Genomic DNA, 22,734 nt, shown 5'->3' with positions numbered 1-22,734 from the left:
GTGTAGATATCCGTGCGTTCGGTGCTGCGCATGATCAGGACTCCCGTCCTGAAATCGCAAGGCTGGCCCTGCGATTTTGCGGCAACAGCAGGGCGCAAAGGCCATCGACGGCCCTCGAAACGAGGACACTTGCGATGTTACATACCTCATGCAGGCAGGTGCGATAATAGTTGATTTGCTGGAAAAAGGCCTGCTGCGGCGGCACGGCAATATAGTCCTGCGATGGCACGTAATAGGCTTTGTCGCCGCCTACTCTTACTTCGATGCCGCTGGCTTCGATCACTGCCTCGGCCAGCGGAACGACTTCGCGCTCGGGCAAGGGGAGGGCTTGCGGTGCAAGACCCGGCCTCAACCCTTCGCACTGTGCCAGATTGAAGACTGTAAAACGTTTCAAAAACGGAATGGACTTGGCATCTTCCCCTTGTTGCGCGGCCTTGCTCTTCTCGGCCTGCGGAATGAAGCGATCCGCATAGACGATGGTGGTTCCCTTCTCGCCCTTGCGCACGCACCCGCCCGCGTCCTGCGCTTGCCGAAAGGTCAGCCAGTCTTGCGAGGGATAGCTTTGTTCGATCACGGTGCCCCACAGGATGAGGATATTGACGCCCGAATAGGCGCGACCGGTCAGCGCGTTGCGCGGCAGGCCGGGCGAAAGCGCATTGGCCTGTCCCCAAGGCTGGACCCAAGGCAAACGCCCTTGCTCCAGTTCGCCGATGATGCGGCTGGTGACCTCGTCATAAAGGCTGGGCCTTTCGGATATGGGTTGTGGGGTCTCGGCGACCCGACGCATGGTGCTGGAACGCATGATGTTCTTCCTTCTACTTGCCTTAAAACAGCAGCGCCCCCGGAAAAGCGGGGGTGGGCGGCAGCATGCGACTGAAAAGGCCCGGAAAAGCGGGTGGCGGAACCGACAGGGCGCCCAACAAGGCGCACCCTGGAGCGTAAGCGGAACGGGTTGAAGCCACCTGCGACGGGCCTAGCCAGGCGCGCCGGCCACTTCCGTTTTTCGCAGGGAGCGGCCATTATCAACGCCGCCGCGCCGACGCGGCGACTGCCGACATCGCCTTATGGCAAGGATCGTCACTGTCAGGCCCAGACCCTTGCGGGCTGGGTTCCGGTCATTCTTGAAGATCGGGATAGAGCCCAACCGGCTTTGGCCGGGCCACTGTGAGCCACCCTGTTTTTATCTTGATCCGTGGCATCATTCAGGCAAATTGTTTGGCAAGGTCAGGATAAGGACCGCGCGATCGGCAGAGGCATGTATCTGGACAAGGACATCATCGCTCGAGGTGCGGCGTGAGGGACGTCGCCAAAAGCCCACGAGCAAGGAAAGGGCGCTTTCGCGGTCGAGCCGGTTGGGCAGGCTGCCGTGGGGCACAGCTGGAGAATGCATTCACAACAGATAGAGCCGCTTAGTCAGTCCATCCTCGAAGCGCTGTCGGTCGACGCCTTGCACGAAGCGATCGACAAGGTCGCCCATGCGCTTGGGTTCGATCGCTTTGCCCTGTCCGTCGAGCTTGGTCTTGGCGGAGATGCGGGGACCTCGGTTCTCGTCCACAGCTATCCGTCCAACTGGGCGGACATTTATATCGGCTTCAATCTGGCTGCGACGGACCCGGTACGCCGTGCTGGCGAAAACAGCCTTTCTGGGTTTCGCTGGCGGGATATCGGCCAGCTCATTCCGATGACAGCCTTAGAGCAGGTGACGTTCGACACCGGTCGTAAACATGGCATGGTGGACGGCTTCACCGTGCCGCGTCATCTGCCTGGTACCGTGACGGGAAGTTGTACGTTCGTTACCGCCACGGACCGCGCCCTGACAGACTATGAACTGATCGTCGCGGACGCGCTCGGCGCCTTGGCGATCGCTCAGGCAAGCCGGCTTTCCGGCTGGTGTCGTCCTGCATGTCGCGCCCGGCTCACAGACCGTCAGCGCGATTGCGTCCTCTGGGCCGCACGCGGGAAGACCGACTGGGAGATCGCGCGGATATTGGGGATCAGCCATGAGACCGTGATCCAGCATCTGAAGGACGCCCGCGAACGGTATGACGCGCGAAAGCGGGCATCGCTCATCTTGTATGCGCTGTTCGACGGGCTCATCAGCTTTTCCGACATCTTCCGCTGGCGGTAGTCATGCCAAGGCGGCAGCGTTGACAATGCCGCCCGAACGAGGTGCCGCCTCACTTAGGGCGGCACCTCCCCATTTCTTGGTATGGGCGGCAAGCGCCCTGAATGCTGTTGTGCGCGCGGGATCACGCTCGCCAAGGAACAGCCCATGTCAGGACAGACCGCCAAACCACATGACGTCGATGAGGACATGGCGCTGCGCGCCATGTTCCAGGCCCGCAAGGAAGTCTTCATCGACCTTCTAAAATGGGAGCTGCCGGTTCTTGCCGGACGGTTCGAGGTCGACCAGTTCGACACGGTCGATGCCGAATATCTGGTCCTGATCGACGCCGGGAGGCACCATCGCGCCTCGGCACGGTTGCTGCGTACGGATCGGCCGCACATCCTCGCCGATCTTTACCCGCATCTGTGTGCAGGGCCGGTGCCGCGCGGTAGCCATGTGCGAGAGGTTACCCGCTTCTGTCTCGATCGTCACCAACGCGCAGCCGATCGCCGGCTCGCGCGCAACCAACTGATCACAGCGCTCGTGGACCATGCGCTCGCCAACGGCATTGCCGCCTTTACCGGCGTGGCCGAACAAAAATGGTTCGAACAGATACGCTATTTCGGCTGGGCCTGCGAGGCGCTCGGCCAGCCCGTGGGGCACGGGCCGCGCTGGCTGACGGCGCTGCATATCGTCATAGACGACCAGACGATCAATGGACTGCGCAAAGCCGGCATTCACGCGGCTGAACATTTTACGCTGCACGCGCCGCGTCGGAACCCAGCATGAGGACCGCGCGCGACGCAAACATGCCGAACGCCGCACAGGCCTGGACGGAACGGCTGCTGGCCAACGGCTATTGCATCATAGATGGCGCGCTGCCGGTCGAGACCATCGCTGCGCTCGCGGCAGACCTCGATCCGGTATTCCAAGCAACGCCGTTTTGCCAAGGTCGGTTCTACGGGGAGAAGACGAAGCGGTTCGGCAGCCTGCTTAAACGCTCCGATCATGCCGCCGCGCTCGTGCTGCACCCCGTCATCAGATTCATTGTCGAAGCGGCGCTGGGCGGAGCGTGCGACAGGATCCAGCTCAATGTGGCGCAGGGAATAGAGATTCATCCTGGCGAAGCGCGGCAGTTGCCGCACCGCGACCATGACATGTGGCAGGGGGAGAAGGGGGGCCATGAATATCTGGTCAACGTGATCTGGCCGCTGACGCCCTTCACGCAGGACAATGGCGCGACGCTCATATACCCCGACAGCCACGGCCCAGTCGGCATGGCGCGCGAGGCGCTGTGCGATCCGATCGCGGCTGAATGCCCGCCGGGCAGCGCGATCTGCTTTCTTGGATCGACGGTCCATGGTGCGGGCGCCAATAGTAGCGCGCAGGCACGGCGCGGGATTGTGGTGGGCTACTGCCTAGGGTGGCTCAAGCCCTATGAAAATCAGTGGCTGGCTTACCCTCCGACGACAGCACGGCGCTTTCCGCCCGATCTTGCAGCCCTGGTTGGCTATGCCCAGCATCGCCCCAATCTTGGCAATTATGAGGGGCAATGTCCTTCGATCCTGCTGCGCGACCATGTTCCTGAGAATGTCGGCCCGGTCGATGCCTTGCGCCCCGATCAAGTTGACCTTCTTGCCGGCTTTGTTGCTGATGCGGTGCCGCAATGAGCCCCGCGCACGTCCTTGAACCCACCTATGATGCGCTCCGCAGGCGGCTGATCGCCGGTGCCTGGCCGGCGGGCCAGCGCCTTGAGGCAGGCAAGCTGGCGCAGGATCTGGCTGTGAGTATGACACCTGTGCGCGATAGTCTCAATCGCCTGACCGGCGAACGACTGGTCCGTGCGAGCGCGGGCGAGGGCTTCCAGGTGCCTCTGCTCGACGCGACCGAACTCGTAGCGCTGATAGACTGGCATCAGATGTTGCTCGAGCTGGCGTTGCGCGCCCTCGAAGCCGGCAATGGGACGTTCGATATGCCGCATGGACATAATGGCGTTGCGGAACATAGTGCGATCCTCTTCGGCGCGATCGCCGCTTCGTGTGATAATCCGGAGCTGGACTGGGCGATTGGCAACGCCGCCGCCCGTCTTGGACCCTATCGCCGCATCGAAGAGATGTTCCTTGCCGATGCGAGCGCAGAAATCTCGCGGATCGAGACGCTGGCCCGGGCTGGCAGTTGGGAAGCCATGAGCCACCTCGTCCAACATTATCATGAAAGGCGGCACCGTCTGGCGCCGCAACTTGCGCATGCCGCGCGCGAAAGATGAAGGCTGATCCTGTATAAGAGGTCGAAAAACAGCCGTGTGGAGCGACACAGCAGCGGCATATGTCGGGTGTCGCCACAGCGTGTCGAAGACGATTGAAGTCCCTGCCGGAACAACGCCGTTAACGCATTGCCCGCAGCTACCCGTTATAGCCTATGGCTTCTATGCCATTCGAAAAGCCATGGGGGTTTCAGATCGACGCATGACGGAGCCGCAATTCGACCGTCTGACGCCGCGCGAGGGCGAATGTCTGCGAATGGTGCGGGCGCTCAAAAGTTCCGAACATATCGCCCGCGAACTCGGCATCGCGCCGGGTACGGTCAATGGGTACATACGTGACGCGGTCGCCAAACTGGGTGCGCATGATCGCCGGCATGCGGCGCTGCTCTACGCCGAGCATCTGGCGAGACAGGACGCTGCGAGCCACCCAAACGACCCCGAGATAATGGGGGGCGATTTGCTAGGGATAGCCGACCGGGTCGACGTTGCTCCAATGCGATCGTACGCCGAAGACGCACAGCTGACACTGTCCGATGTCGTTCCAGGCGAGAGGCGGTCCGTCACCCCGCCTCGCGGGCGGGTCGGACTTGGCCCACTTGTACGCGAAGTCCTCGATGGGACGAGACCGGATGAGATGACGCTGGCGACCCGGGCCCTGTTTACCCTTGTCGCGGCGGTCGCGATCGGCTTCTGCTTTTTCGCGATCAGCGCCAGTGCTGGCATGCTGTTCAGCATCGCCGACTTTCTCCGCCGCCTCGCCTCCTGACACGTCCTCGCAGCGACATCACCTCAACCCGCGCCACTATGTTGGCGCGGAAGGAGACCGCGCATGCCAAAGCCTTCCGACCATCCCATTTTCGACGGTATCATGACGATTGCCGCTGCCGTCCAGACCGCCGAGCAATCGGCCGATACCGGCATCATCTCTACCGCTGAGCTCATCATCGCGACGCTGAAGACGCAGAATGACCATGGCCTCGCCCCCAGTCTCGCCGAGCCAGCGCTGGTTAAACTCCGGCGCGCAATGGATGCGCATCTCGAGGGACGTACCGCGATTGTTGAAGCCCATGCCGAATATCGCAGGATCGCCGCGTCGCTGGGCGCGACACCGACCAGTTTCGGTCCGACCTGGCCTTGTACGCAGCGCAGCGTAAGAACGACCACGCCCCTGGCTGCTGCTGCCTGACGCCATTGCCAGAGCAAGAGACGGGACAGTATGTTCGGGTCCGATGATCCTTCTGGCCTTCCTAATCCTGTCCGTTGCGTGTTGCGGCTATGCCGCCATACGCGGCGGCAGTCCCGAAAGGCTGACGGCGGCGATCTTCGTGGCGGGCGTCATGGCGTCGGTCCTGATCTCAATCCGCATGCCGCCGCCGCCGGATGGGTTCCAGTCAGCGATCTTCGTCGTCGATACGGTCATGCTTTTCGCGCTTGGCTCGATCATGTTGCTCGCGCGCCGATATTGGCCGATTGCCATCACGGCGTTCCAACTGCTGGCGGTGATCGGGCATCTGATCCGGCTGCTGGACCCGCAGATCGTGCCGGTGCTCTATTGGGTCGCCAACGCCTTCTGGGCCGTGCCACAGATGATCGTGCTGGCGATTGCGACGCGGCGGCATCAGGCTCGGCTATCGAGATTTGGCGCGGACCCCTCCTGGACGCGGCCAGCGATGGTCGACCGTACGGGCTAGGCCTGTTCTGGCTCAAATCGCGCCTCACCGGCGCAATGGCGGCGCTGCGGCACGAGCATGCTCTTTTCCTGTTCCTCGATAGTCGGTATCGCCCCGTCGGTGCGATGGTGGTGAGCCAGGGAAAATGTGACCATGTTACGCTACCTGTGAACGGTGCGCTGGCGACGGCGCAGGGCCTGTGCGCATCGGCCATGATCGTCGTGCACAATCATCCGTCCGGCATCCTTCAACCCAGTCGGGAGGATGTTGCCGTAACCGCACTGCTGATGCAGCGCGCCCGAGAGCAAGGTATCGTCCTGGTCGACCACTGGCTGGTTGCAGGCAATCGGTCACGATCGATTCTCCGCGCCGCCGGACAGCGTGCGCCCATGGCTGGGGCCAAAGCGGGCATGACGCTGCGCGAGCGGTCAAGGCCAGTATTCGCAGGTGTCGATGCCGACAGCCGCACACCGTCAAAGCAAATCCTGGCCCAGACGATCTCCCCGACCGATATACGAAGCGAGGACGCCGCGTTCATCCGCGCTTTGGTTGCGGTGCGCCGACGGCGCATGGAGCGCCTCGCAATTTCGCATATGGGTGAGCCGGCGTGGGACATTCTCCTCGACGTCTATGCCTGCCAGCTGGAGGGCATCAGGCTGCCGATTACGGCCGTGGGGATTATGGCGGCCATTCCCGCCGCCACCGCCCAACGGTGGATCAAAAGGTTGACACAGCAGGGCATGTTGGTGCGCGTCGCCGACGCGGGTGATCGACGGCGAGCCTATATTTCACTTGCGCCCGGTACGTGGGAAGCGATGCGCGCATGGCATGCAGATGTGCGCCAACAACTGTCGGAATGATGAGGACAGCGACCATCACCCGTCGCAATCCGCGCATAGTAAGAGATGCGCCCGTCCGGTCATTACGGGTTGGACCGTCGGGCAAGCATCGCTAGGGTAAGTGGCATGCGGACTGATCTCGATCATCTTCCTGGCGACAAGCAGCGTGAACTTGAGCGCGTCGTGCAGATCATCTTCCAGGAATTCGAAGATGCGCTGGCGCTGGCCAAGCATCAGTGGAAAAAGCGCGGCCGGATCGAGAAGATCATACTCTATGGCAGTTACGCGCGCGGCGGGTGGGTCGACGAGCCGCACACGGCCAAAGGCTATCAGTCCGATTTCGACATCCTCATCATCGTCAACGACAAGCGTCTAACCGACCGGGTCGATTATTGGCTCAAGCTCGAAGACAGGTTCAACCGCGAATTGGCGATCACCCATGCGATCCGCACGCCTGTCAATTTCATTGTCCATAGCCTCCAGGAGGTAAATGACGGGCTGGCCCACGGCCGCTACTTTTTCATGGACGTACGCCAGGACGGCATCGCGCTCTACCAGTTCGACGACAGCGAACTGCATGTGCCCAAGCCAAAGACCCCTGATCAGGCACTCACCATGGCGCGGGAATATTTCGAAGAATGGTTTCCGGCGGCGATGAAGCGCTACGAGAGCGCGCAATTCTTGATCTCCAAAGACTATTCAAAACAGGCGGCCTTCGATCTCCATCAAACCACTGAAAGCTTATATCATTGCGTCCTATTGGTCTGCACGTTCTACACGCCGCACGTCCATAATATAGGATTTCTACGGACTCAGGCCGAACGACTGGATTTGCGTTTGGTCGATGCATGGCCGCGGGAGCGGCGGGCAGATCAGGCGCGCTGGGAAAAGCTCAAAGAGGCTTATGTAAAAGCGCGCTATTCAAAACACTATCGGATCAGCACAGAAGATTTGAACTGGTTGGCGCAGCACATCGAAAATTTGGGTGCGGTTGTGCATGCCATTGCTCAGGAACGTGTTGGAGAGCTGGAACGGGCCATTGCGGCTTAGTCAGCGGCCATATTGCTAGCCAACGGAATGGCCGCCTTTGGAACATTCGCGACAGTCGGCTTTGGAGCACGGCCATTCGATTAGCGGATGTTCACAACAGGTGGCCGGACGAAAAGCCCAAGACAGCAAGCGCCTCATCTCAGTCATGGCCGGCCCCGACACCGCTGCCTGAAAGCTGCCTTTCATTGAAGTCGAGTGAGGCATCGTCGCGCACCTCATGCCAGTGGTTACGGCATTAGTTGAATTTGGCCGCTAAGCATCTGGTCGTTTATGTGACGTCGCTCGAGCTCTGGTTTAGGGCGAAAAGAATCTATCGTGTCTTGCCGCTTTAAAAAGTCCCTATGGACGGTAGCCTACGAGCATGACCACGCTCCTCGCCGATTCGAACGCGCTTCGAAATCCCGATCTTCGCGCATATTTGAGCGCGTCGCGCGATCATCACATCGCCCTGTCCGACTTGACCTTGGTCGAGATGCGCAAACGGAATGCACTCTCGACCTCGCGGGAGTCCCTGCGAATCACATCCTGTTTTCCGGGACAGGTGTTCGTGTTGAAACGGACTCACGAGCTTCTAGATTTCAATATCGCATCAGCCACTGACGTCGATCTTTTGTTCGATCATGAGGCTGGCATGGAACTTGAGAGCATCTCCAAAAGCTTGATGGCGTTGCCGCCGTCAGAATCGCTGAAGGCTCGGATGCCTGAACTCGAACGGGAAGCGGTCAACCTCATCGCGGAATTGGGCAAACAGATGGAAGGTCTGGAAGAGGCGCTAGTAGACATCACGAACGAATTTAAGCAGCCACAGATCAAGGAGCTGCGAACCGGTCGGAATGTGAGCGACGAGACGCGCAAAATCCTGTTCCGTCTCTTAAAGGAGACGACGGCCCGGTTCTTCCTCGACAATCAGCCTCAGCCCCGACGCACGGGTATCATGCTGTCCAAGGCGCGAGGCATGTTTGCGTTCCGGTACTCGCTCTGCATGATGATCTACTACATCCTGTGGATGCAAAATGGCCGGCAGACCGGGCGTGCCGAGCGCTTGCGCCTCAACGACGTCATTGACATGCAGCTTGCGGCACTCAGCACATATTTCAGCGGCGTGCTGAGCGGGGACGCGTTGGTGTGGAACACGTCTCGCGCGGCACGGGCCATTCTTCGGCGATATGATGCCTATGTGGGCGAGGATTGGGTACTTCCCGTAAAGCTGGGCGGCGCCGAACCGGTTTAGCCGAAAGGTCGCCGACGAAAATGCGCGAGATGGGCCAGCCGGCGTCCGAAAGCGGCAGTAATCCGTCCGTCGGCCCGGCTTCATGTTAGGAACGCGTCCGTTCGACGAGATCTAATTTTGCAATCCTGCGAGTTCGAAGGTCAAAGGATCGAGTTCGCCGTCGTAGCTGGCAATCATTGCCGGGAGGAATGTATCACGCTCGATGCGTTCGAATGCAAACGGATATGCGTCGCCGACATCCGACGGCGTGCGTTCCTGCTGCCGAAATGGCGGCACGCCCCGACTTGGACCTCGTCGACGCCATCGATTCGCTGAAACGATGGAGCATCGAAGCACCGCATGTGGATTGGATCGCCAAGTTCATTGACGAACTGGAAGTGCTCGGAACCCATTTTGCGGATTGCTTCGATGAGCAGCCCGGGTTTGACCGTCTCTGGTCTCTTGCACACCCTAATCGTTCGCCGCGAATGGTGCCCGAGCGCTTCGAGCTCCGCCGACCCAGTACCGGAACTATGTGGCGAAAGGTGGCGGGTGCTGAAGCTGCGCCCGAGCTTGAGGCAGCGTTTCTTGAAGGCTTCGAGCGCGTGGATGCTGCATATCGCGAAGTGCTTGCGGCGCTGGCTTCCGCGATCGCCGGGCATCTCTCGGACGAGCTTGATGGGCTTCTCGCAGAATATTCTGCCGCTAAGCGCGCCGCCGCAGTGTTCGACTTCGACGATCTGCTCCGGATCGCGGTAGGACTGCTGCACAATCACCCCGTGGTGCGCGCGGCACTTTCTGCACGTTTCGAACATCTGCTCGTCGACGAGTTTCAGGACACCGATCCTGTTCAGTGCGACATCATTTTCCGGATCGCAGGAAGCGATCATGCCGCACGTTGGGAGGAGGTGCCTCAACGACCCGGTGGACTGTTTCTGGTCGGCGACCCCAAACAATCCCTGTTCCTTTTCCGGGGTGCTGCTATCGAAAGCTATCACGCTGCGAAGACGGTGATTGCCAAGAACTTTCCCGCCAATATCCTTCAGGTAACGGCGAACTTCCGGACCGTCGGACCGATCCTTGATTATGTGAATGGTTGCTTCGAGAGCGCGCTTAACGAGCCGGGGCAGCCGGGCTATGTTGCGCTCCACGCAACGCGCGACGAACCGCGCCATGCTCTTCCATGTGCCGTGCGGCTTCCCGTGCCGCTTCCCAACGATCCCAGAATGCCGGAAATTCGAGACACCGAAGCAGAAGCCGTGGCAGCGGCCTGCGAGCGGCTCATCGGCGGCCTGGATCTCCGCGAACCCAACGGGTGCGTGCGAAAAGTTCGCGCGGGCGATATTGCCTTACTTGCGCCGGTCGGCGTCGATCTCTGGCGCTACGAACGCGCCTTGCAGAGGCGGCGGCTTCCTTTCGCATCCAAAGCAGGCAAAGGATTCTACCGGCGTCAGGAGGTACAAGATCTGGTGAGCCTCACGAGGTTACTTGCCGATCCCGACGATACACTTGCGCTCGGGGCATTTTTGCGAGGTCCGCTCGTTGGATGCACGGACGAGGCAATCCTCGATGCGACCTGGGCATTGCCGCGCATGGAAGGGGCTCGACGACCATATTTGTCGCTGCGGACGCCACCAGAGAACGTCCAGAACGATGAAGTCCGGGGCGTACTCGAAATCCTTCGCGCACTGCGTGCACGGGTTCCGTATACGACCCCCGCACAACTGCTGATGGAAGCGGTCGAGCTGTTGTCCGTCCGGGCTATTCTTACCCGCCGCGAACCACGGAGAGCCAGCGCGGCGAATGCGAATGTCGATCTCTTCCTCCAACGGGCCGAGGCCTACTCCGTGCGCGGCCTGCGGCGCTTTGCGCAGGATATCTCGGGAGCGTGGTCAGATGAAAAGCGAGCCGACGAAGGCAGGGTTGATGCTGACGGAGAAGCTATAGATATCGTCTCAATCCATAGCGCTAAAGGCCTCGAATGGTCGATTGTCATCCTGATCAATATGGCAAGCAAACCGCGCGGTTTAGACACGATAGTTCATCGGGCTTCAGACAATACCCTTCACTGGACCGTAGGTGGAATCGCTTCGCCAAAGCTTGCCGAGGCACTTGACATGCAGGGCCGCGAGTTGGCGCGCGAGCGCGCGCGGCTGCTCTATGTCGGATGCACGCGGGCAAAAGATCTACTCATCATCCCGCATGTCGGTGCCGCCGCGCAAGGTTCCTATGCCCGTGCGGTTGACCTCGACTACGGAGCACTTCTTGAAATCGACCTTAGTAGTGTAACTGGCGCGCGGCTGGCGGTGGACCGTGGGCCAGAGAATGCTCAGGATGACGCGATGTTTGTTGCCGAGGCTGACCGCATCACTGATGTATCGACACCAATCATGTGGCTGCGGCCGAGCCTGCATGACGCCGACCGGACCGAGTGGGGAGACCCCGATGATGCAGAGGATTTTAGTACCGTTGTTGCGACCGATATTGTGGGGGCAGGCCGGCTCCGCGGTCTGCTCATGCACAAGCTTATAGAAGAGGTGCTTGGCGATCAGCTCGATGAAATGCCCCGTCCGGTCCAAGAGCGTGCGGAAGCGCTTCTCGCTGAGCTTGTCTCGGGTGACGAAGACGGACCGATCCCTGATTGCGCCGAGGTCGCCCGGACCGCGCTAAGCGCTCTCCAGATTCCAGAGATCGCGGCGCTGCGGCCTTCACTTGTTCCTGAGATTTCCCTCTTTGCGTTCGTTGATAGCAGCGACGGCGCGAAACCGCTCGCCGGTCGCGCCGATGCTCTCGTTGTCGAAAATGGGCTTGTAACCGGGGTGATCGATTGGAAGAGTGACGTAGCGCCCGACGAAAAGGAACGCCAGGCTTATGCCGAACAACTTCGGCTCTATTTGATGGCAACCGGCGCGCCGCGCGGTGCGCTTGTCTATGCCAGCACCGGCATTGTGCGGTGGATCGAGGCGTAACCTGTCACGATAGACTTGGCCATCTGCGACTATGTGAGCCTGCTTTCGCGACCTTCATTCTAAAAGCAGACTGGCTGCAAAAGGCCAGTTTTGATTGCACATGGCCGGAAAGCTGCCCTTCCGCACCTAGGAATCGGAAATTGGCGGCTGAGGGACCGAGAAGGGTCGGTTGTACCATTTCACGATACCGCCAGACACTTACTCTCAGCCTAACAAATCCCCGACCTTCACGCCAAGGAAGGTGGCCAGTTTGTCTACGACTTCGATCGTTGGATTGCGCGCACCGCGTTCAAGGTCACTGACATAGGTGCGGTGAATAGCAGCGTCGAATGCAAACTGCTCCTGACTGAGCTGCCGCTCTTGACGAAGGCGCCTCAAATTGGCGGCAAGGCGGCGTCGGATATCCACGCGCTAACCCTGCGAGGGTGTCGACGATCCATCTATAGACGATCAGAGACAATTGACTTGACTTGTGCCGCGCTGTCGAGCGCAAAGCATGTCACTGATCGACGACAGAAGGGCGCGCGTATGACAATGCTGGTAGTGGACGAAGACGGCGAGGCGCGGCTCGTGCATCGGGTGCCGCCCGGCGAAGCGCGGCGTGAACATGTGCTGCGCGATCTGATCGCCGCGCACCGGCAGTCGAATGGCAGATTTTGGCCAATACGCGCACGTCAGTTCGTTAGGCTCTGACTAACCACGATTGGGGACAGTCTTGAAAGTCCGCTTGTTACCATATGCATTCTCCGCGCGGCTGATGAGCAAGAAATTGAATTTGTAGCTCAACGTCAATGCAAAGTTGCGCACACCGCTACACTTCCTAAAAATGCCCGTCACGCGTACAGCTACGTAGATGGCGCTACTGCCGACTGTTTTGGCAGAATGACTTGGACTCGGCGATTGCGCTGACGCCCCGCCTCGTCGTCGGATCCATCAGAATTGATGTTCGGACCAGCGGGGCGAAGCTCTCCTAATCCAATGGTATTCAGCCGTGCGGAATCGACACCCTTTTCGACCAGATAGGCTTTAACGGCTTCCGCGCGCGCCTCCGAAAGGCGTTTGTTATAGGCGTCATCGCCGCGAGCGTCGGTGTGGCCTTCAATCACAATCTTTCCAGCCGCACCGGCGGCAATTAGCTGCGCCAGACGATCAAGCGTTGACTCCGCTTCTTCACGTATCGTCGCCTTGTCAAAATTGAAGGTAACGTCACCCGGCAGCGAAACGAGAGTTCCGCGATCGGTATCGACCGCGCCGAGTTCGGACCGCAATAGCTGAACAGCGCTTAGGTTGCTCGTCGCGCGACCTGCGGATCCGAATTGCGATCCTCCGCCGGTGGCAGCGCCGAAGCGGCCCGTCGGAAGAGGTCGCATATTTGATAGTGCGGACACTTCGGACGTCACGGTGCCGCGAGATCCGTCTAAGGGCAGTACCACTTCCAAGCGCGGGTTACGCGTGTATTCCCCACCCGAATCATGTTCATTCAGAACTATCGTCGCTGTGCCGGAGGACGGCAGCCGCCCTGAGAATATAAGTAAACCGTCCATTGCCTTGCCGGGCTGTACTGCCAGATCAGGATTGGTCGGCGATTGAACGAGCATTAACTTCTCGCCGCTATCGGTTACGATATAGCTTTTGTCGGAAAGGGCATCGAGCTCGATTTCACGATCGCGGCCGTTCATCACCCGAATGGCGACCTCGGCGCGTTCTCCAGAACCACGAACGGACAAAACTTGCAGCACCACTCCGCTGAGATGCGCCACCTGTGCATCCACCTGGGCGCCGTCACCGCTGCCGCTTACGCTGTTGCAACCCGCCAGCGCGGCCACTGCGGCAACTTTCCATACTGCAACACGGCTCATTTCGGTGCGTCCGTCAACGGCAGATCGATCCGGAAACCCGGTGTTGTACTAAATTGGTTGTCGCCCGAGGACTGTTCGTTGAGCACCATCACGCCGGTGCGGACCTTTGGCAAACGACCTAGAAATACCAGCTCACCCTCGAATGTCTGACCTGCTGGAACAGTAAGGCGAGTGTTGCTGACGGGCGGAGACAGGAACAGCCGCTCGCCGCTTTCGAGTAACAAGAAACCGTTACGATTGTTTGGGAATCGGTTTAAGTCAATTTCGCGGTCCCGCCCATTTATTACGCGAATGCCGACGGCGGTATCAGTTTGGCGCGATTGCAACGACGTCGCCTGTAACACGACCCCATTGGGGTGGGCGACCTGGATCTCGAGCGCCTTTGCTTGGCCACCATTCCACAAAGTTGAACCTCCGGAATTGTTGGCAGCACCTGCGTCAGCCGCATTGTCCGTGACAATTGCAGTCCTATTGCCATCCGGATTCTGATCGCAGGCACTAAGTGCGAGACCGGAAGCAAGCAGGACAAGGAATTTCGCTGGGTTCATATCAAGTCGCCACTCCCACTTTCATCATACGACCAACGTCTTCGCATAAGAAAGGTGCCGATGAGGGGATGTAAAGTGCCATTTATCTTGGCGATAATAGTTCATACCGGCGAACTGCACGATATCGGCGGCGAGCGGTTGCCCGTCGGCTACATGCGGCGCAGTCTGTGAGTTTCGGTCGTTCTACCGGCCGGCATGCCATTCCGCGACCGGCCGCTGAACTGAAGTTCTCAGGCCAATAACTCTGTAGAAACACATCGCGCTTCTAGAACTAAGCGGCCAACGGCAGCTCGCGCGTCACTTTCAAAGCCTCTAATGAAAGCAGGGTCACGGTCAGTGCTGGTGCGCGGCTGGCCTCTGATCCAATTGCGTTGGCGGAAAGCTGGACAAGGCCATCGATCGCACCTGGGTCTTTGAGCTCCAGGTTGGGGGCTGGTTGGATGTCATTCACCTTGATGGTCACGATGCCTGTAACCTCGTCAACGAGGAGGCCGGCGCGCTTTTGGGCAACTTCTACGACAAGCACGCAAGAGCGAGCATGGGTGTTGGTCCGACCCGATCCAAGTCTTTCGCTCAGGTCCAGTATGGGAACAGATATGCCGCGTAAATTAACCACGCCACGGACATAGGAAGAAGTTCCCGGAATCGGGGTAGGCTCTTCCCATTCACGGACTTCGATCAGCAGGAGGATATCAATTGCGAATACTTGATCTCCTACCTTGAAGGTAATAATCTTTTTATCACCGGCATTGACCTGAGCTTGGCTGGTCATAATCTTCTCCGTACATTAGGCGCGAAGTTGGGGCTGACGAGTGTATCTGATCAGCCCCAAAGCGTTTTAGAATTTAGCCCGGTCACCCGTTCGCACAAGCGCCTGAACAGCGGCCGCAGGCAGCGGCTTGATTGTTGACTTACTTACCTCGCGCTTAGGCTTCATTGCCGCGATCTGCTGTTCACGAACCCTGCTGTGGCTATGCGGTTCGACGTTGAATCTTGCGGCCTGTTCGGACAGTGCCAAAACCTCCTGCGATAGATTTCGCGCAGCGGCCGAGGTTTCTTCCACCATCGCCGCATTTTGCTGAGTCGCAGTATCCATTGCTCCAATCGCGGCGGAGATCTGTGTCACCGCCGATGCCTGGGCCTGATTGTCGGCGGCCATGCTTCGCAACAGTGCGTGTACCTCGCCCACATCGCCGCTGATATCGGACAGCGCACTATCCACGCGCTGCACCATGCCCACCGCCGAGCCGATGTCGGTTTGCGTAGCGGTGAGCTGGTCACGGGCGCGCCCCGCCTCTTCCTCGGCACGCATCGCGAGGGCGGAGACAAGGTCGGCAACCACCGCGAAGCCCCGGCCCGCGTCGCCAGCGCGCCCGGCCTCGACCGCAGCATTCATCGCCAGCACGCGCGTCTGGAACGCGATCTTGTCGAGTCCCTCGATCACGCTGTCGATGCCCTTGGCGCTGTCCGACACGCGGTTCATCGCCTGCATCGCCTCGTCAGCGATCGAGCGACCGCCCGACACCGTAGCGATGGCACCATCGGCGCGCACCAGTGTGCTGTCGGCCGAAGTGGCGGTCGCCTTGAGGCGGTGATCCATCTGCCCCATGGCAGCGGCGGTTTCCTCTAGGCTGGCGGCATTCGACTCAGTACGGCGGGCCAGATCTTCGCTCGCCTGTGCAATTTCGGACGAACCCGTCTTGATCGCTGCGGCGGACTCGATCACCGATCCGATCAGTTCGCGCAGATTGGTGATCGCCTCGTTGAAGTTTTGGCGCAGCGTGGCGTAGGCTGGCGGGAACTCGGCAACGATCATAGCCGTCAGATCGCCGCGCGACACCTTGTCGAGATTATGGCATATCGTCTCGGTGACGAAGTTCTGATCTTCCTGGGCCTTCGCCGCTTCGGCATCGGCGGTCTGCTTCTGGTGGGCATTCTCGCGAAAGACGAGCATCGCTTTTGCCATCAAACCGACTTCGTCCGTTCGACCGAGCGCCGGCACTTCGACTTGGACGTCGCCATTGGCGAGCCGGGTCATCACGCCTGTCATCCCGACCAGCGGGCGAACGATCGCGCCGGCGAGCAGCCACGCCATCGTCCCGGCGATCAGCACGGCGCCGAGAGCGCCGACGATCACGGCGATCATGGCGCCGTTCTTGGCGGCTGTCATTGCCGCCCGCTGCTCGGCCATGACCTTCTGCTGGCGGACCTTGATTTCGGCGCTGAGCGCGCGAACCTTGGGCAGCTGCTTGCGGCCCGATACCTCCTGTGCCGTGGCGCGCGTCGCCGGGTTGCGCGCCAGCGAGATCAACTCTGCAAAGCGCCGATTGTTGAGGTCGCTCACTTCGGCGCGCAGATCGCGCACTCGCTGCTTCTGATCTGGCAACGCGGTTCCAGTCTCGAAGTTTTTCGCCGCGGTTTCGAACGCATCGATGTTCGCCTTATACTCGCCGAGCATTTCCTCGCGACCGAGCATCGCGAAACCGCGCAGCGCGTTCTCCTGCTGGATGACCGCGCCCAGCATGGCCTCCCCCTCCTGCGCCATCCTGATGCTGTTGGCGTTGGATTCAGAAACCGTCGCGAGGGTGCTCAACGACCAATAAGTATACGCGCCGGACGCGACTACGACCAGGATAACGGCCGCAAACGCGGCGATCAGCTTTCCTGACAAATTCAAACGGTCGACGATGGACATTCTTGGATCCTCTACAGCGAGCTTCAAAAGACGATTTGGGTGCGCAGCACGAAGGTCGTGCCGTGATCGGTGTGTGGCCCGGTGCCGGTCATCTGCCGGTCTGGCGCCATGCGCCATGCGGTGGCGTTGACCATCACGCGCATCAGGCTGCTGAGGTACCAATTGACCCCGCCGGTGACGCTCGATCCGGTGTTGCGGAAACCCGGCATATTGAACTGAATATCCTCATAGCGGGTGGTGAGTTCGACTTGCCCCGACCCACCCTGAAACACCGAGCGCCTGACGCTGGGGCGCCCGATGCTGCCGGTCGCGGCCGCATAGACCGGCGCCTGGCCGGTCACGAACCAGCCGGCGGACAAGCTCTTCGCGGTGGTGCGCGCGTCCTCCTGCGGCAGATCGATCCTGCGGCGACCGGCTTCGCCCATCATCCATACCGGGCCGAGCACGCCGCCGGCCTCCAGCCCGACACCGCGATCGCCAGTCGCGCCGGGCAACGGCGGCGACGGCAGAACCGTACGCAGGTTGAGGCCATAAGCGACATTAGTGTTGGCCCCCAATGTGCGGGTACCGCCGGTGAACTTCTCGTCGAACGTCCAGGCACCGAGATGCAGGATAGCACCTGTGCGCTTGATAGGATTCCAGTGCGCGCGCGCTAGGATCATCCGGCTGTCGGTCTGCGGATGCCGCGCGTCTAGGTCGTTCCCCGTCACCGCGAACGAGGCGTGCCAGGTGGTGCCGATCAGTCGTGCCTGCGCACCCAAGCCAAGGCCGCCGCGATCGGGCGCGATTGCGCTCGCCACGAAATTAGGCTCGGCAAAGGGCAGCGCCTCGCCGCCCGAGCTGCCTTCGACGCTACGGTCGTTCTGAAGATTGCCGGCCAGCACGTCGGCGCCGACGCCAGCGATCTTGCCGCGCCAACCAACGTAGGCCCATAGAATGTCAGGGTCACTGCCGGCGAATTCTGTTTCGACCTGGTAGACCAATGCGTTGGCGACAGTTCCGGCAAAGCCGAGATGCGCGGCGCGCACGTCGCTATCCCGGCGGTTGCGCAAGTGATCGCTCGCGCCGTTCGTGGAGGCGATATCTACGATCAGTTGCCCGAGCGGGCGGAGGGTTGTGCCGCCATCGGCCGATACAAGGACGGGAGAGCCGTTACGCCATTCAATCCGGCTTCCCGATGGCTGGCCCGAATGGGGCGTGTTTGCATCCTGGGCACTGCCGCCCGGGCTGGCTGCGGAGGTCGCCGGTACGGCATTCCCTATTGTGTTTTGTGGCACGGTGGTGACAGCCGCAAGCGACGTGCTCTGCAACAGCAGCGCGGAACAGAGGCAGGTTAAATCCATCACGGGCGTCCCAAACGCCCAGCGGACACAATGCCCACTCATCTGAAACGTCTTGGACGTAATATAGATTGATGCCGCGACCGGTTGTGGTTCTCGCCGGCTTTTTTATCGATACGCGCTATCAACTCGAGCTTGAGACTTTAGTCGCGTCCTGCGTGCCATAAGGAACGCCTTGGTATAGCAACGTTTTATTTCGAAGGGTAGTTTGTCTCAATCAAGATGAATTGCTATCGCAGGTTCCGTTTCGCACTATTACCGGTTTCGGAAGTTCGGGGCTTCCCCCGTTCTCCATTTCTTTTGGAAAAGGCTGGGGGCTGTTGATCTGACCGAGCTAACGCCTGTTCCAAGCAAGTAAATCGTCGATTTGGTACAACCGAATGGAATCGGCGGTCGACCGTAACCTTTCTTATTGGCGGATGAGAAGCGCAAATCCGCATGAATGACCGCTTCCGAGAGATTGAAATCGACCGCTAAAAGAGCAGGGGTCGCTTTTAGGTGCCCGGTTGCTAACTAACCCTGGATTGCGGGTTTCAGCGTAAGCTGACATTCCCACTCGCACATTGGGACGGCGTGAGTTGGTCGAGAGTCGCCGGTCTGAAAGAGTTGCACCCCGTGTTTGCAGCCGCTAACATAGCTGTCGTTCACGGCCTGATTTCCGCTTGTCAAAACTTGCCGTACATTCAGGTGCTGGACGCGAACCGCGAATGGCCATCTCTGGGACTTAGCCGCCGTTTCGTGAGCAGTGGTCGAAAGACGAGCTTTGCCGAAAGCGGTCGATGACCGATAGGCTAAGGCGAATTCGATTTCCAGCTCGTCCCGCGCCCTCATCGATCGAGGCGGACACGAAGGCGTCGTGCACGCTCCTTGAAGGCGCGGTCGCCACCTTCGAGAATGTCGCACACATGCTTCCGCATCTCCGCGTTTTCGAGGCCACCGGACAGATACCGGATGGGCGGCAGCTTGCCGGGCGTATGAGTGCCGGAAAACGCGACGATGACCTGATCGGCGTCCGTGTTGACGACGAGGTTCGCGTTGTGTGTCACCATAATGACCTGACGAACGTTCTTTGCGTCTATGAACAGCTTGACCAACTCGTCGAAGATGGACTTTGGATCGAGGTTTTCCTCCGGCTGGTCAATGATCAGCGGGCGGTCGTCGCTGTCGTCCAAGGCAAGATAGAGCAGCAGAAGCACGATGCCGCGTGTGCCCGGCGAGAGCTTGCGAATGTCCACCGCTTCGTAGTCGATGCTGTAGCTGATTTGGATATGGCTGGTGCCGTAGAGCCACTTGGCGAAGCGTTTTAGCCAAGAGCGATAATCGGCTTGCTGTGATCGTGGCACCTCGGAAAGATCGAGCAGCTCAGCCTGATGAGCCTGGCGAAATCCTGCCATAGCCTCCGCAACGGCTGTAGGATCGCCGGACTCCCACGCCGGCTTGAGAAGCGCGTTAGCCCAGGCCTCCAGCGTACCTACGCCTTTGAAGGGGCCGGTGCGCCGCTTGTCGAACAAGCCTTCGCCCTCCGCCGCCCAGCGGTGCACGTCCGCATGGCGAGACACCGAAAATGACAATTTCCGCAGCGTCCCGGGTGCTTGCGAGAGCCGGTCCATGAGCGGGCGATACAGCGTATGCAGCACTTGCTCTTCGGCGACGATTGACTCGAAGACCCGCAAATAGGCCTTTTCTCGATCGGACTGGAGCTGGGTGGTGCGCGCTGCGGCGCCCTCACAATCCGCGAGCGATTCCTTCAGGCGTTTCAGCGAGGCGTTCTCGTCCCCGATCTTGTTGGTTATCGTCCGCAAGCGGTTTGCGGTGTCGGTGTCGACGTTGATGAGGCGCTGAATGCGACCGATCTCGGCCTCAAGTTCGCCCAGCGACAATCGCTTCAGCTCGGCGCCGTCGGCCACATAGGATTCCTGATCCGTAGCCTTGCGGGGCAGTTCTTTACCTCGCCACGCTGTCGTCTCGCGCTCAGCTTTGGCCAGCCGCTCGGTCAATGTCCCGTCGACGTTGCCGACGTAGGTCTGCCGGAACACCTCCCATGCCTTGTCGTCGAGATGAGCGCCGACAAAGTGCTGCTTGGTCGTTCGTAGCGCCATCGGCGCGCGATTTGTGCGGAAATCCGATACGTCGTTCTGCAAGGAGAGCAGCGCCTGACTCTCCTGCGACCAAAGGCCTTGCCGCACGCAGTCCAGGTCGCAGACCGCTGGCACCTGATGGAGAATGCGAGCCACGCATTTCTCGAGGCGGTCCGCCGGTCGATGCGCCAAATCCGTCGATCCGTCGGCACCATGACCATAAATCCTGCCCTGCTGACAGCGGCAGAGCGCCTGCAATACGAGGGATATCTTCATCGTGAGGAGACAAATGCATCCGTCCTGTCGATTGCCAAGGACGGGGCATCCATCAAGGAGATCGTGCGCCGCACGGGACACAGTCGTGGCCTGGTGCGCCGGATTTTGCGGGGCGAACGTAGCGATGTGTTCAGGGTTCGGGAGAGCTCCTTGGAAACATATCTGCCGTGGCTGGATAGAGAGTGGGCAAAGGGATCTCGCAATGGCGCTGACCTCTGGCGACGCCTAAGATCACAAGGATTTCGTGGGTCGCTACGAGTCGTAACCGAATGGGCTAGCCGGCGACGACAAGCTGAGCGGGTCGATACGGAGTCCCTGCACCGCGTGCCGTCAGCAAGAACCATTGCCAGGTTGATGACGACCGGGCGCGATACCCTGTCGAGGGCAGAAACCGTGACAGTTGCTGCAGTAGAGGCGGGCGTACCGACGCTCGTTGAGGCACGTACCGTCGTCGAGGGGTTCCACGAGATGATCCGGCGCAAAACAGAGGCGGACCTCGTTCCTTGGATCGAACGAGGTCGAGGCAGCCTGGTAGCGTCTTTCGCCAATGGAATTGGACGCGACATCGCCGCGGTTCGAGCTGCCATCGTCACCTCCTGGTCAAACGGCCAGACCGAAGGGCAGATCACCAAGCTCAAACTCGTGAAACGCCAGATGTACGGACGCGGTAAACTGGACCTACTCGAAGCCAGATTAGTCGGCGCCGCATGGCTCTGAGATCATCAAATGTGCGTCAGAGCCCTTTTTCGACGCCGATCACCCCGCTACCGGGGTCCCTTTTCCACGCCGATCCACAGTCGTAAGTAAGAGATTCTGCGTGTGCGGCACTCGTTGAAAGCGCCGCCACGGCCAGCATCAAGGATGCGCGCATGGCTAAGTCCGTCTGGTGGGAGTGATACGATCACGCGCTCTCGCCCACGCCCCTTTGTGGGGACGCAGATGCAAGACCGCGATCGGGTCAGCTCAGACGGTGGGCGGTTGGAGTTCCGGCATTAGGTCGCGCCCGGCCAGGGGTGCATCCACGGCGCGGTAGGCGACGGGAGGCAGGGGAACGCGTGGTGCCGTCAAAGGGAGGCGGTCCTGGATGGTCATGGGGATCAAGCATCCCATCTGAGCGATGCATGCGAGCGTAAGCCCTTTGCAGGGCTGCTCGTGCACGGCCTTCGGCATTCCCTCCATGCCGGCGCAGTCCATGCCGGACGGCATGGCATGGCTCGCTTCCATCTTCGGCGCGAGCGCCGGTCCCCCGGCATACGCAGCCTGCTGACCGAACAGGCCAAGCAGTGCTCCCAAGAGGAGGAAAAGGGAAAGATGACCTTTCACAGTCATACGGTCGGGCGTGGACGTGTGGGTGTCAACGACTATCCGCCGTGGTGGGCGAATACTCGCCGGCCACTCGGTCCGAACGCAACGACGTCATAGGGCTGGGCCTTCATGCCCGGCATCTCCATGCCCGGCGAGCCCATCGGCATCCCGGCAACCGCGAGCCCCGTCACACCCTTCGGGTGCGTTGCCAGAACCCGCTTCATGTCGGCGATCGGCACATGACCCTCGAAAGTCATGCCGTCGATGATGGCCGTGTGACACGAGGCCAAGTCCGCGGGTACGCCCCGGGCCTTCATGAACGCGGGCCGGTTCGCGTCGTCGACGACGCGGACCGCGCGACCGAACTGAGCCTTCACCTGCTGCGCCCACTTCTCGCAACATGGGCAGCCCGGATCGCGGTGCATCAGCACCGGCCCGGCAGCCACGGCTGCGACCGGCATGGCGAAGGCTACAACAGCGGCAAGAAGGCAGGTGCGGGTCATATCTGTTCCTAGTTGGCCGCCC

At 60.3% G+C, this 22,734-nt stretch carries 22 protein-coding genes and 1 pseudogene; 13 read left to right on the top strand and 10 right to left on the bottom strand.

The window, feature by feature from the left end; all coding sequences use genetic code 11:
• Positions 1–34: 34 nt before the first annotated feature.
• The gene (locus QMG56_RS14755; protein WP_309298569.1) at positions 35–802 is read right to left on the bottom strand and encodes an ArdC family protein; all 768 of its coding nucleotides are present in this window, start codon (positions 800–802) and stop codon (positions 35–37) included.
• 582 nt (positions 803–1,384) lie between these two features.
• Here QMG56_RS14755 and QMG56_RS14750 point away from each other — a divergent pair.
• The 11 genes from QMG56_RS14750 to QMG56_RS14700 all read left to right on the top strand — a co-directional run bounded on the left by QMG56_RS14750 (position 1,385) and on the right by QMG56_RS14700 (position 12,108).
• Positions 1,385–2,128, top strand: coding sequence for a LuxR family transcriptional regulator (locus QMG56_RS14750; protein ID WP_281823036.1), 744 nt, complete (start codon positions 1,385–1,387; stop codon positions 2,126–2,128).
• A gap of 144 nt (positions 2,129–2,272) precedes the next feature.
• On the top strand, positions 2,273–2,896 hold the full coding sequence (locus QMG56_RS14745; protein WP_281823035.1) for an acyl-homoserine-lactone synthase: 624 nt from the start codon (positions 2,273–2,275) through the stop codon (positions 2,894–2,896).
• A complete protein-coding gene (locus QMG56_RS14740; RefSeq protein WP_281823034.1) occupies positions 2,893–3,777 on the top strand; it encodes a phytanoyl-CoA dioxygenase family protein in 885 nt (294 codons plus the stop codon). The genes QMG56_RS14745 and QMG56_RS14740 overlap by 4 nt, the downstream gene beginning before the upstream one ends.
• The gene (locus tag QMG56_RS14735; protein ID WP_281823033.1) at positions 3,774–4,373 is read left to right on the top strand and encodes a GntR family transcriptional regulator; all 600 of its coding nucleotides are present in this window, start codon (positions 3,774–3,776) and stop codon (positions 4,371–4,373) included. The genes QMG56_RS14740 and QMG56_RS14735 overlap by 4 nt, the downstream gene beginning before the upstream one ends.
• A gap of 199 nt (positions 4,374–4,572) precedes the next feature.
• Positions 4,573–5,136 (top strand): helix-turn-helix transcriptional regulator, encoded by a 564-nt coding sequence (locus tag QMG56_RS14730; protein ID WP_281823032.1) that lies wholly within the window; start codon positions 4,573–4,575, stop codon positions 5,134–5,136.
• Between the two features lie 63 nt (positions 5,137–5,199).
• Positions 5,200–5,556 (top strand): hypothetical protein, encoded by a 357-nt coding sequence (locus QMG56_RS14725; protein WP_281823031.1) that lies wholly within the window; start codon positions 5,200–5,202, stop codon positions 5,554–5,556.
• A gap of 43 nt (positions 5,557–5,599) precedes the next feature.
• The gene (locus tag QMG56_RS14720) at positions 5,600–6,061 is read left to right on the top strand and encodes a hypothetical protein (protein WP_281823030.1); all 462 of its coding nucleotides are present in this window, start codon (positions 5,600–5,602) and stop codon (positions 6,059–6,061) included.
• A gap of 35 nt (positions 6,062–6,096) precedes the next feature.
• Positions 6,097–6,900 carry a JAB domain-containing protein gene (locus QMG56_RS14715; RefSeq protein ID WP_281823029.1) on the top strand — a complete coding sequence of 268 codons (804 nt, stop codon included), beginning with the start codon at positions 6,097–6,099 and terminating at the stop codon, positions 6,898–6,900.
• A gap of 105 nt (positions 6,901–7,005) precedes the next feature.
• The gene (locus QMG56_RS14710; protein WP_281823028.1) at positions 7,006–7,929 is read left to right on the top strand and encodes a HEPN domain-containing protein; all 924 of its coding nucleotides are present in this window, start codon (positions 7,006–7,008) and stop codon (positions 7,927–7,929) included.
• A 361-nt stretch (positions 7,930–8,290) separates the two neighbouring features.
• Positions 8,291–9,160: a hypothetical protein gene (locus tag QMG56_RS14705; RefSeq protein ID WP_281823027.1), complete on the top strand. Its 870-nt coding sequence runs from the start codon at positions 8,291–8,293 to the stop codon at positions 9,158–9,160.
• A 212-nt stretch (positions 9,161–9,372) separates the two neighbouring features.
• Positions 9,373–12,108, top strand: a complete 2,736-nt coding sequence (locus QMG56_RS14700; RefSeq protein WP_281823026.1) for an exodeoxyribonuclease V subunit beta — start codon at positions 9,373–9,375, stop codon at positions 12,106–12,108.
• A 204-nt stretch (positions 12,109–12,312) separates the two neighbouring features.
• On the opposite strand, the gene QMG56_RS14695 is transcribed toward QMG56_RS14700, so the two are convergent.
• Positions 12,313–12,516: a helix-turn-helix domain-containing protein gene (locus QMG56_RS14695; protein WP_281823025.1), complete on the bottom strand. Its 204-nt coding sequence runs from the start codon at positions 12,514–12,516 to the stop codon at positions 12,313–12,315.
• Positions 12,517–12,636: 120 nt separating this feature from the next.
• Here QMG56_RS14695 and QMG56_RS14690 point away from each other — a divergent pair, with 120 nt between their 5' ends.
• Positions 12,637–12,801 carry a hypothetical protein gene (locus tag QMG56_RS14690; RefSeq protein ID WP_281823024.1) on the top strand — a complete coding sequence of 55 codons (165 nt, stop codon included), beginning with the start codon at positions 12,637–12,639 and terminating at the stop codon, positions 12,799–12,801.
• 152 nt (positions 12,802–12,953) lie between these two features.
• Here QMG56_RS14690 and QMG56_RS14685 read toward each other — a convergent pair whose 3' ends face one another.
• The 6 genes from QMG56_RS14685 to QMG56_RS23370 all read right to left on the bottom strand — a co-directional run bounded on the left by QMG56_RS14685 (position 12,954) and on the right by QMG56_RS23370 (position 19,944).
• Positions 12,954–13,967: an OmpA family protein gene (locus QMG56_RS14685; RefSeq protein WP_281823023.1), complete on the bottom strand. Its 1,014-nt coding sequence runs from the start codon at positions 13,965–13,967 to the stop codon at positions 12,954–12,956.
• A complete protein-coding gene (locus QMG56_RS14680; RefSeq protein ID WP_281823022.1) occupies positions 13,964–14,515 on the bottom strand; it encodes a hypothetical protein in 552 nt (183 codons plus the stop codon). Before QMG56_RS14680 ends, QMG56_RS14685 begins: the two co-directional genes overlap by 4 nt.
• Before the next feature lie 271 nt (positions 14,516–14,786).
• Positions 14,787–15,287: a chemotaxis protein CheW gene (locus tag QMG56_RS14675; RefSeq protein WP_281823021.1), complete on the bottom strand. Its 501-nt coding sequence runs from the start codon at positions 15,285–15,287 to the stop codon at positions 14,787–14,789.
• A gap of 66 nt (positions 15,288–15,353) precedes the next feature.
• Positions 15,354–17,210, bottom strand: coding sequence for a methyl-accepting chemotaxis protein (locus QMG56_RS14670; RefSeq protein ID WP_281823020.1), 1,857 nt, complete (start codon positions 17,208–17,210; stop codon positions 15,354–15,356).
• A gap of 23 nt (positions 17,211–17,233) precedes the next feature.
• The gene (locus QMG56_RS14665) at positions 17,234–18,553 is read right to left on the bottom strand and encodes an OprO/OprP family phosphate-selective porin (RefSeq protein ID WP_281823019.1); all 1,320 of its coding nucleotides are present in this window, start codon (positions 18,551–18,553) and stop codon (positions 17,234–17,236) included.
• 824 nt (positions 18,554–19,377) lie between these two features.
• Positions 19,378–19,944 (bottom strand): AAA family ATPase, encoded by a 567-nt coding sequence (locus QMG56_RS23370; protein ID WP_309298571.1) that lies wholly within the window; start codon positions 19,942–19,944, stop codon positions 19,378–19,380.
• Positions 19,945–20,721: 777 nt separating this feature from the next.
• Between QMG56_RS23370 and QMG56_RS14655 the strand changes: the two are divergent.
• Positions 20,722–21,621: pseudogene (locus QMG56_RS14655) on the top strand (transposase); the annotation flags it as partial.
• Between the two features lie 246 nt (positions 21,622–21,867).
• Here the strand turns inward: QMG56_RS14655 and QMG56_RS14650 are convergent.
• Both QMG56_RS14650 and QMG56_RS14645 read right to left on the bottom strand, forming a co-directional pair.
• Complete coding sequence (locus QMG56_RS14650) at positions 21,868–22,233, bottom strand: hypothetical protein (RefSeq protein ID WP_281823018.1); 366 nt, start codon at positions 22,231–22,233, stop codon at positions 21,868–21,870.
• Between the two features lie 32 nt (positions 22,234–22,265).
• The gene (locus tag QMG56_RS14645) at positions 22,266–22,712 is read right to left on the bottom strand and encodes a DUF411 domain-containing protein (RefSeq protein ID WP_281823017.1); all 447 of its coding nucleotides are present in this window, start codon (positions 22,710–22,712) and stop codon (positions 22,266–22,268) included.
• Between the last annotated feature and the right edge of the window lie 22 nt (positions 22,713–22,734).

Source organism: Sphingobium sp. BS19 (genome assembly GCF_027925545.1).
Taxonomy (GTDB): domain Bacteria; phylum Pseudomonadota; class Alphaproteobacteria; order Sphingomonadales; family Sphingomonadaceae; genus Sphingobium.
The sequence above is the reverse complement of the archived record's forward strand: the minus strand, read 5'-3'. Positions and strand labels throughout refer to the sequence as shown.

Excerpts from the sequence above, each read along its gene's own strand:
- QMG56_RS14755 (WP_309298569.1), bottom strand. The coding sequence starts at position 802 with ATGCGTTCCAGCACCATGCGTCGGGTCGCCGAGACCCCACAACCCATA.
- QMG56_RS14750 (WP_281823036.1), top strand. The coding sequence starts at position 1,385 with ATGCATTCACAACAGATAGAGCCGCTTAGTCAGTCCATCCTCGAAGCG.
- QMG56_RS14745 (WP_281823035.1), top strand. The coding sequence starts at position 2,273 with ATGTCAGGACAGACCGCCAAACCACATGACGTCGATGAGGACATGGCG.
- QMG56_RS14740 (WP_281823034.1), top strand. The coding sequence starts at position 2,893 with ATGAGGACCGCGCGCGACGCAAACATGCCGAACGCCGCACAGGCCTGG.
- QMG56_RS14735 (WP_281823033.1), top strand. The coding sequence starts at position 3,774 with ATGAGCCCCGCGCACGTCCTTGAACCCACCTATGATGCGCTCCGCAGG.
- QMG56_RS14730 (WP_281823032.1), top strand. The coding sequence starts at position 4,573 with ATGACGGAGCCGCAATTCGACCGTCTGACGCCGCGCGAGGGCGAATGT.
- QMG56_RS14725 (WP_281823031.1), top strand. The coding sequence starts at position 5,200 with ATGCCAAAGCCTTCCGACCATCCCATTTTCGACGGTATCATGACGATT.
- QMG56_RS14720 (WP_281823030.1), top strand. The coding sequence starts at position 5,600 with ATGATCCTTCTGGCCTTCCTAATCCTGTCCGTTGCGTGTTGCGGCTAT.
- QMG56_RS14715 (WP_281823029.1), top strand. The coding sequence starts at position 6,097 with ATGGCGGCGCTGCGGCACGAGCATGCTCTTTTCCTGTTCCTCGATAGT.
- QMG56_RS14710 (WP_281823028.1), top strand. The coding sequence starts at position 7,006 with ATGCGGACTGATCTCGATCATCTTCCTGGCGACAAGCAGCGTGAACTT.
- QMG56_RS14705 (WP_281823027.1), top strand. The coding sequence starts at position 8,291 with ATGACCACGCTCCTCGCCGATTCGAACGCGCTTCGAAATCCCGATCTT.
- QMG56_RS14700 (WP_281823026.1), top strand. The coding sequence starts at position 9,373 with ATGCAAACGGATATGCGTCGCCGACATCCGACGGCGTGCGTTCCTGCT.
- QMG56_RS14690 (WP_281823024.1), top strand. The coding sequence starts at position 12,637 with ATGACAATGCTGGTAGTGGACGAAGACGGCGAGGCGCGGCTCGTGCAT.
- QMG56_RS14685 (WP_281823023.1), bottom strand. The coding sequence starts at position 13,967 with ATGAGCCGTGTTGCAGTATGGAAAGTTGCCGCAGTGGCCGCGCTGGCG.
- QMG56_RS14680 (WP_281823022.1), bottom strand. The coding sequence starts at position 14,515 with ATGAACCCAGCGAAATTCCTTGTCCTGCTTGCTTCCGGTCTCGCACTT.
- QMG56_RS14675 (WP_281823021.1), bottom strand. The coding sequence starts at position 15,287 with ATGACCAGCCAAGCTCAGGTCAATGCCGGTGATAAAAAGATTATTACC.
- QMG56_RS14670 (WP_281823020.1), bottom strand. The coding sequence starts at position 17,210 with ATGTCCATCGTCGACCGTTTGAATTTGTCAGGAAAGCTGATCGCCGCG.
- QMG56_RS14665 (WP_281823019.1), bottom strand. The coding sequence starts at position 18,553 with ATGGATTTAACCTGCCTCTGTTCCGCGCTGCTGTTGCAGAGCACGTCG.
- QMG56_RS23370 (WP_309298571.1), bottom strand. The coding sequence starts at position 19,944 with ATGGCAGGATTTCGCCAGGCTCATCAGGCTGAGCTGCTCGATCTTTCC.
- QMG56_RS14650 (WP_281823018.1), bottom strand. The coding sequence starts at position 22,233 with ATGACTGTGAAAGGTCATCTTTCCCTTTTCCTCCTCTTGGGAGCACTG.
- QMG56_RS14645 (WP_281823017.1), bottom strand. The coding sequence starts at position 22,712 with ATGACCCGCACCTGCCTTCTTGCCGCTGTTGTAGCCTTCGCCATGCCG.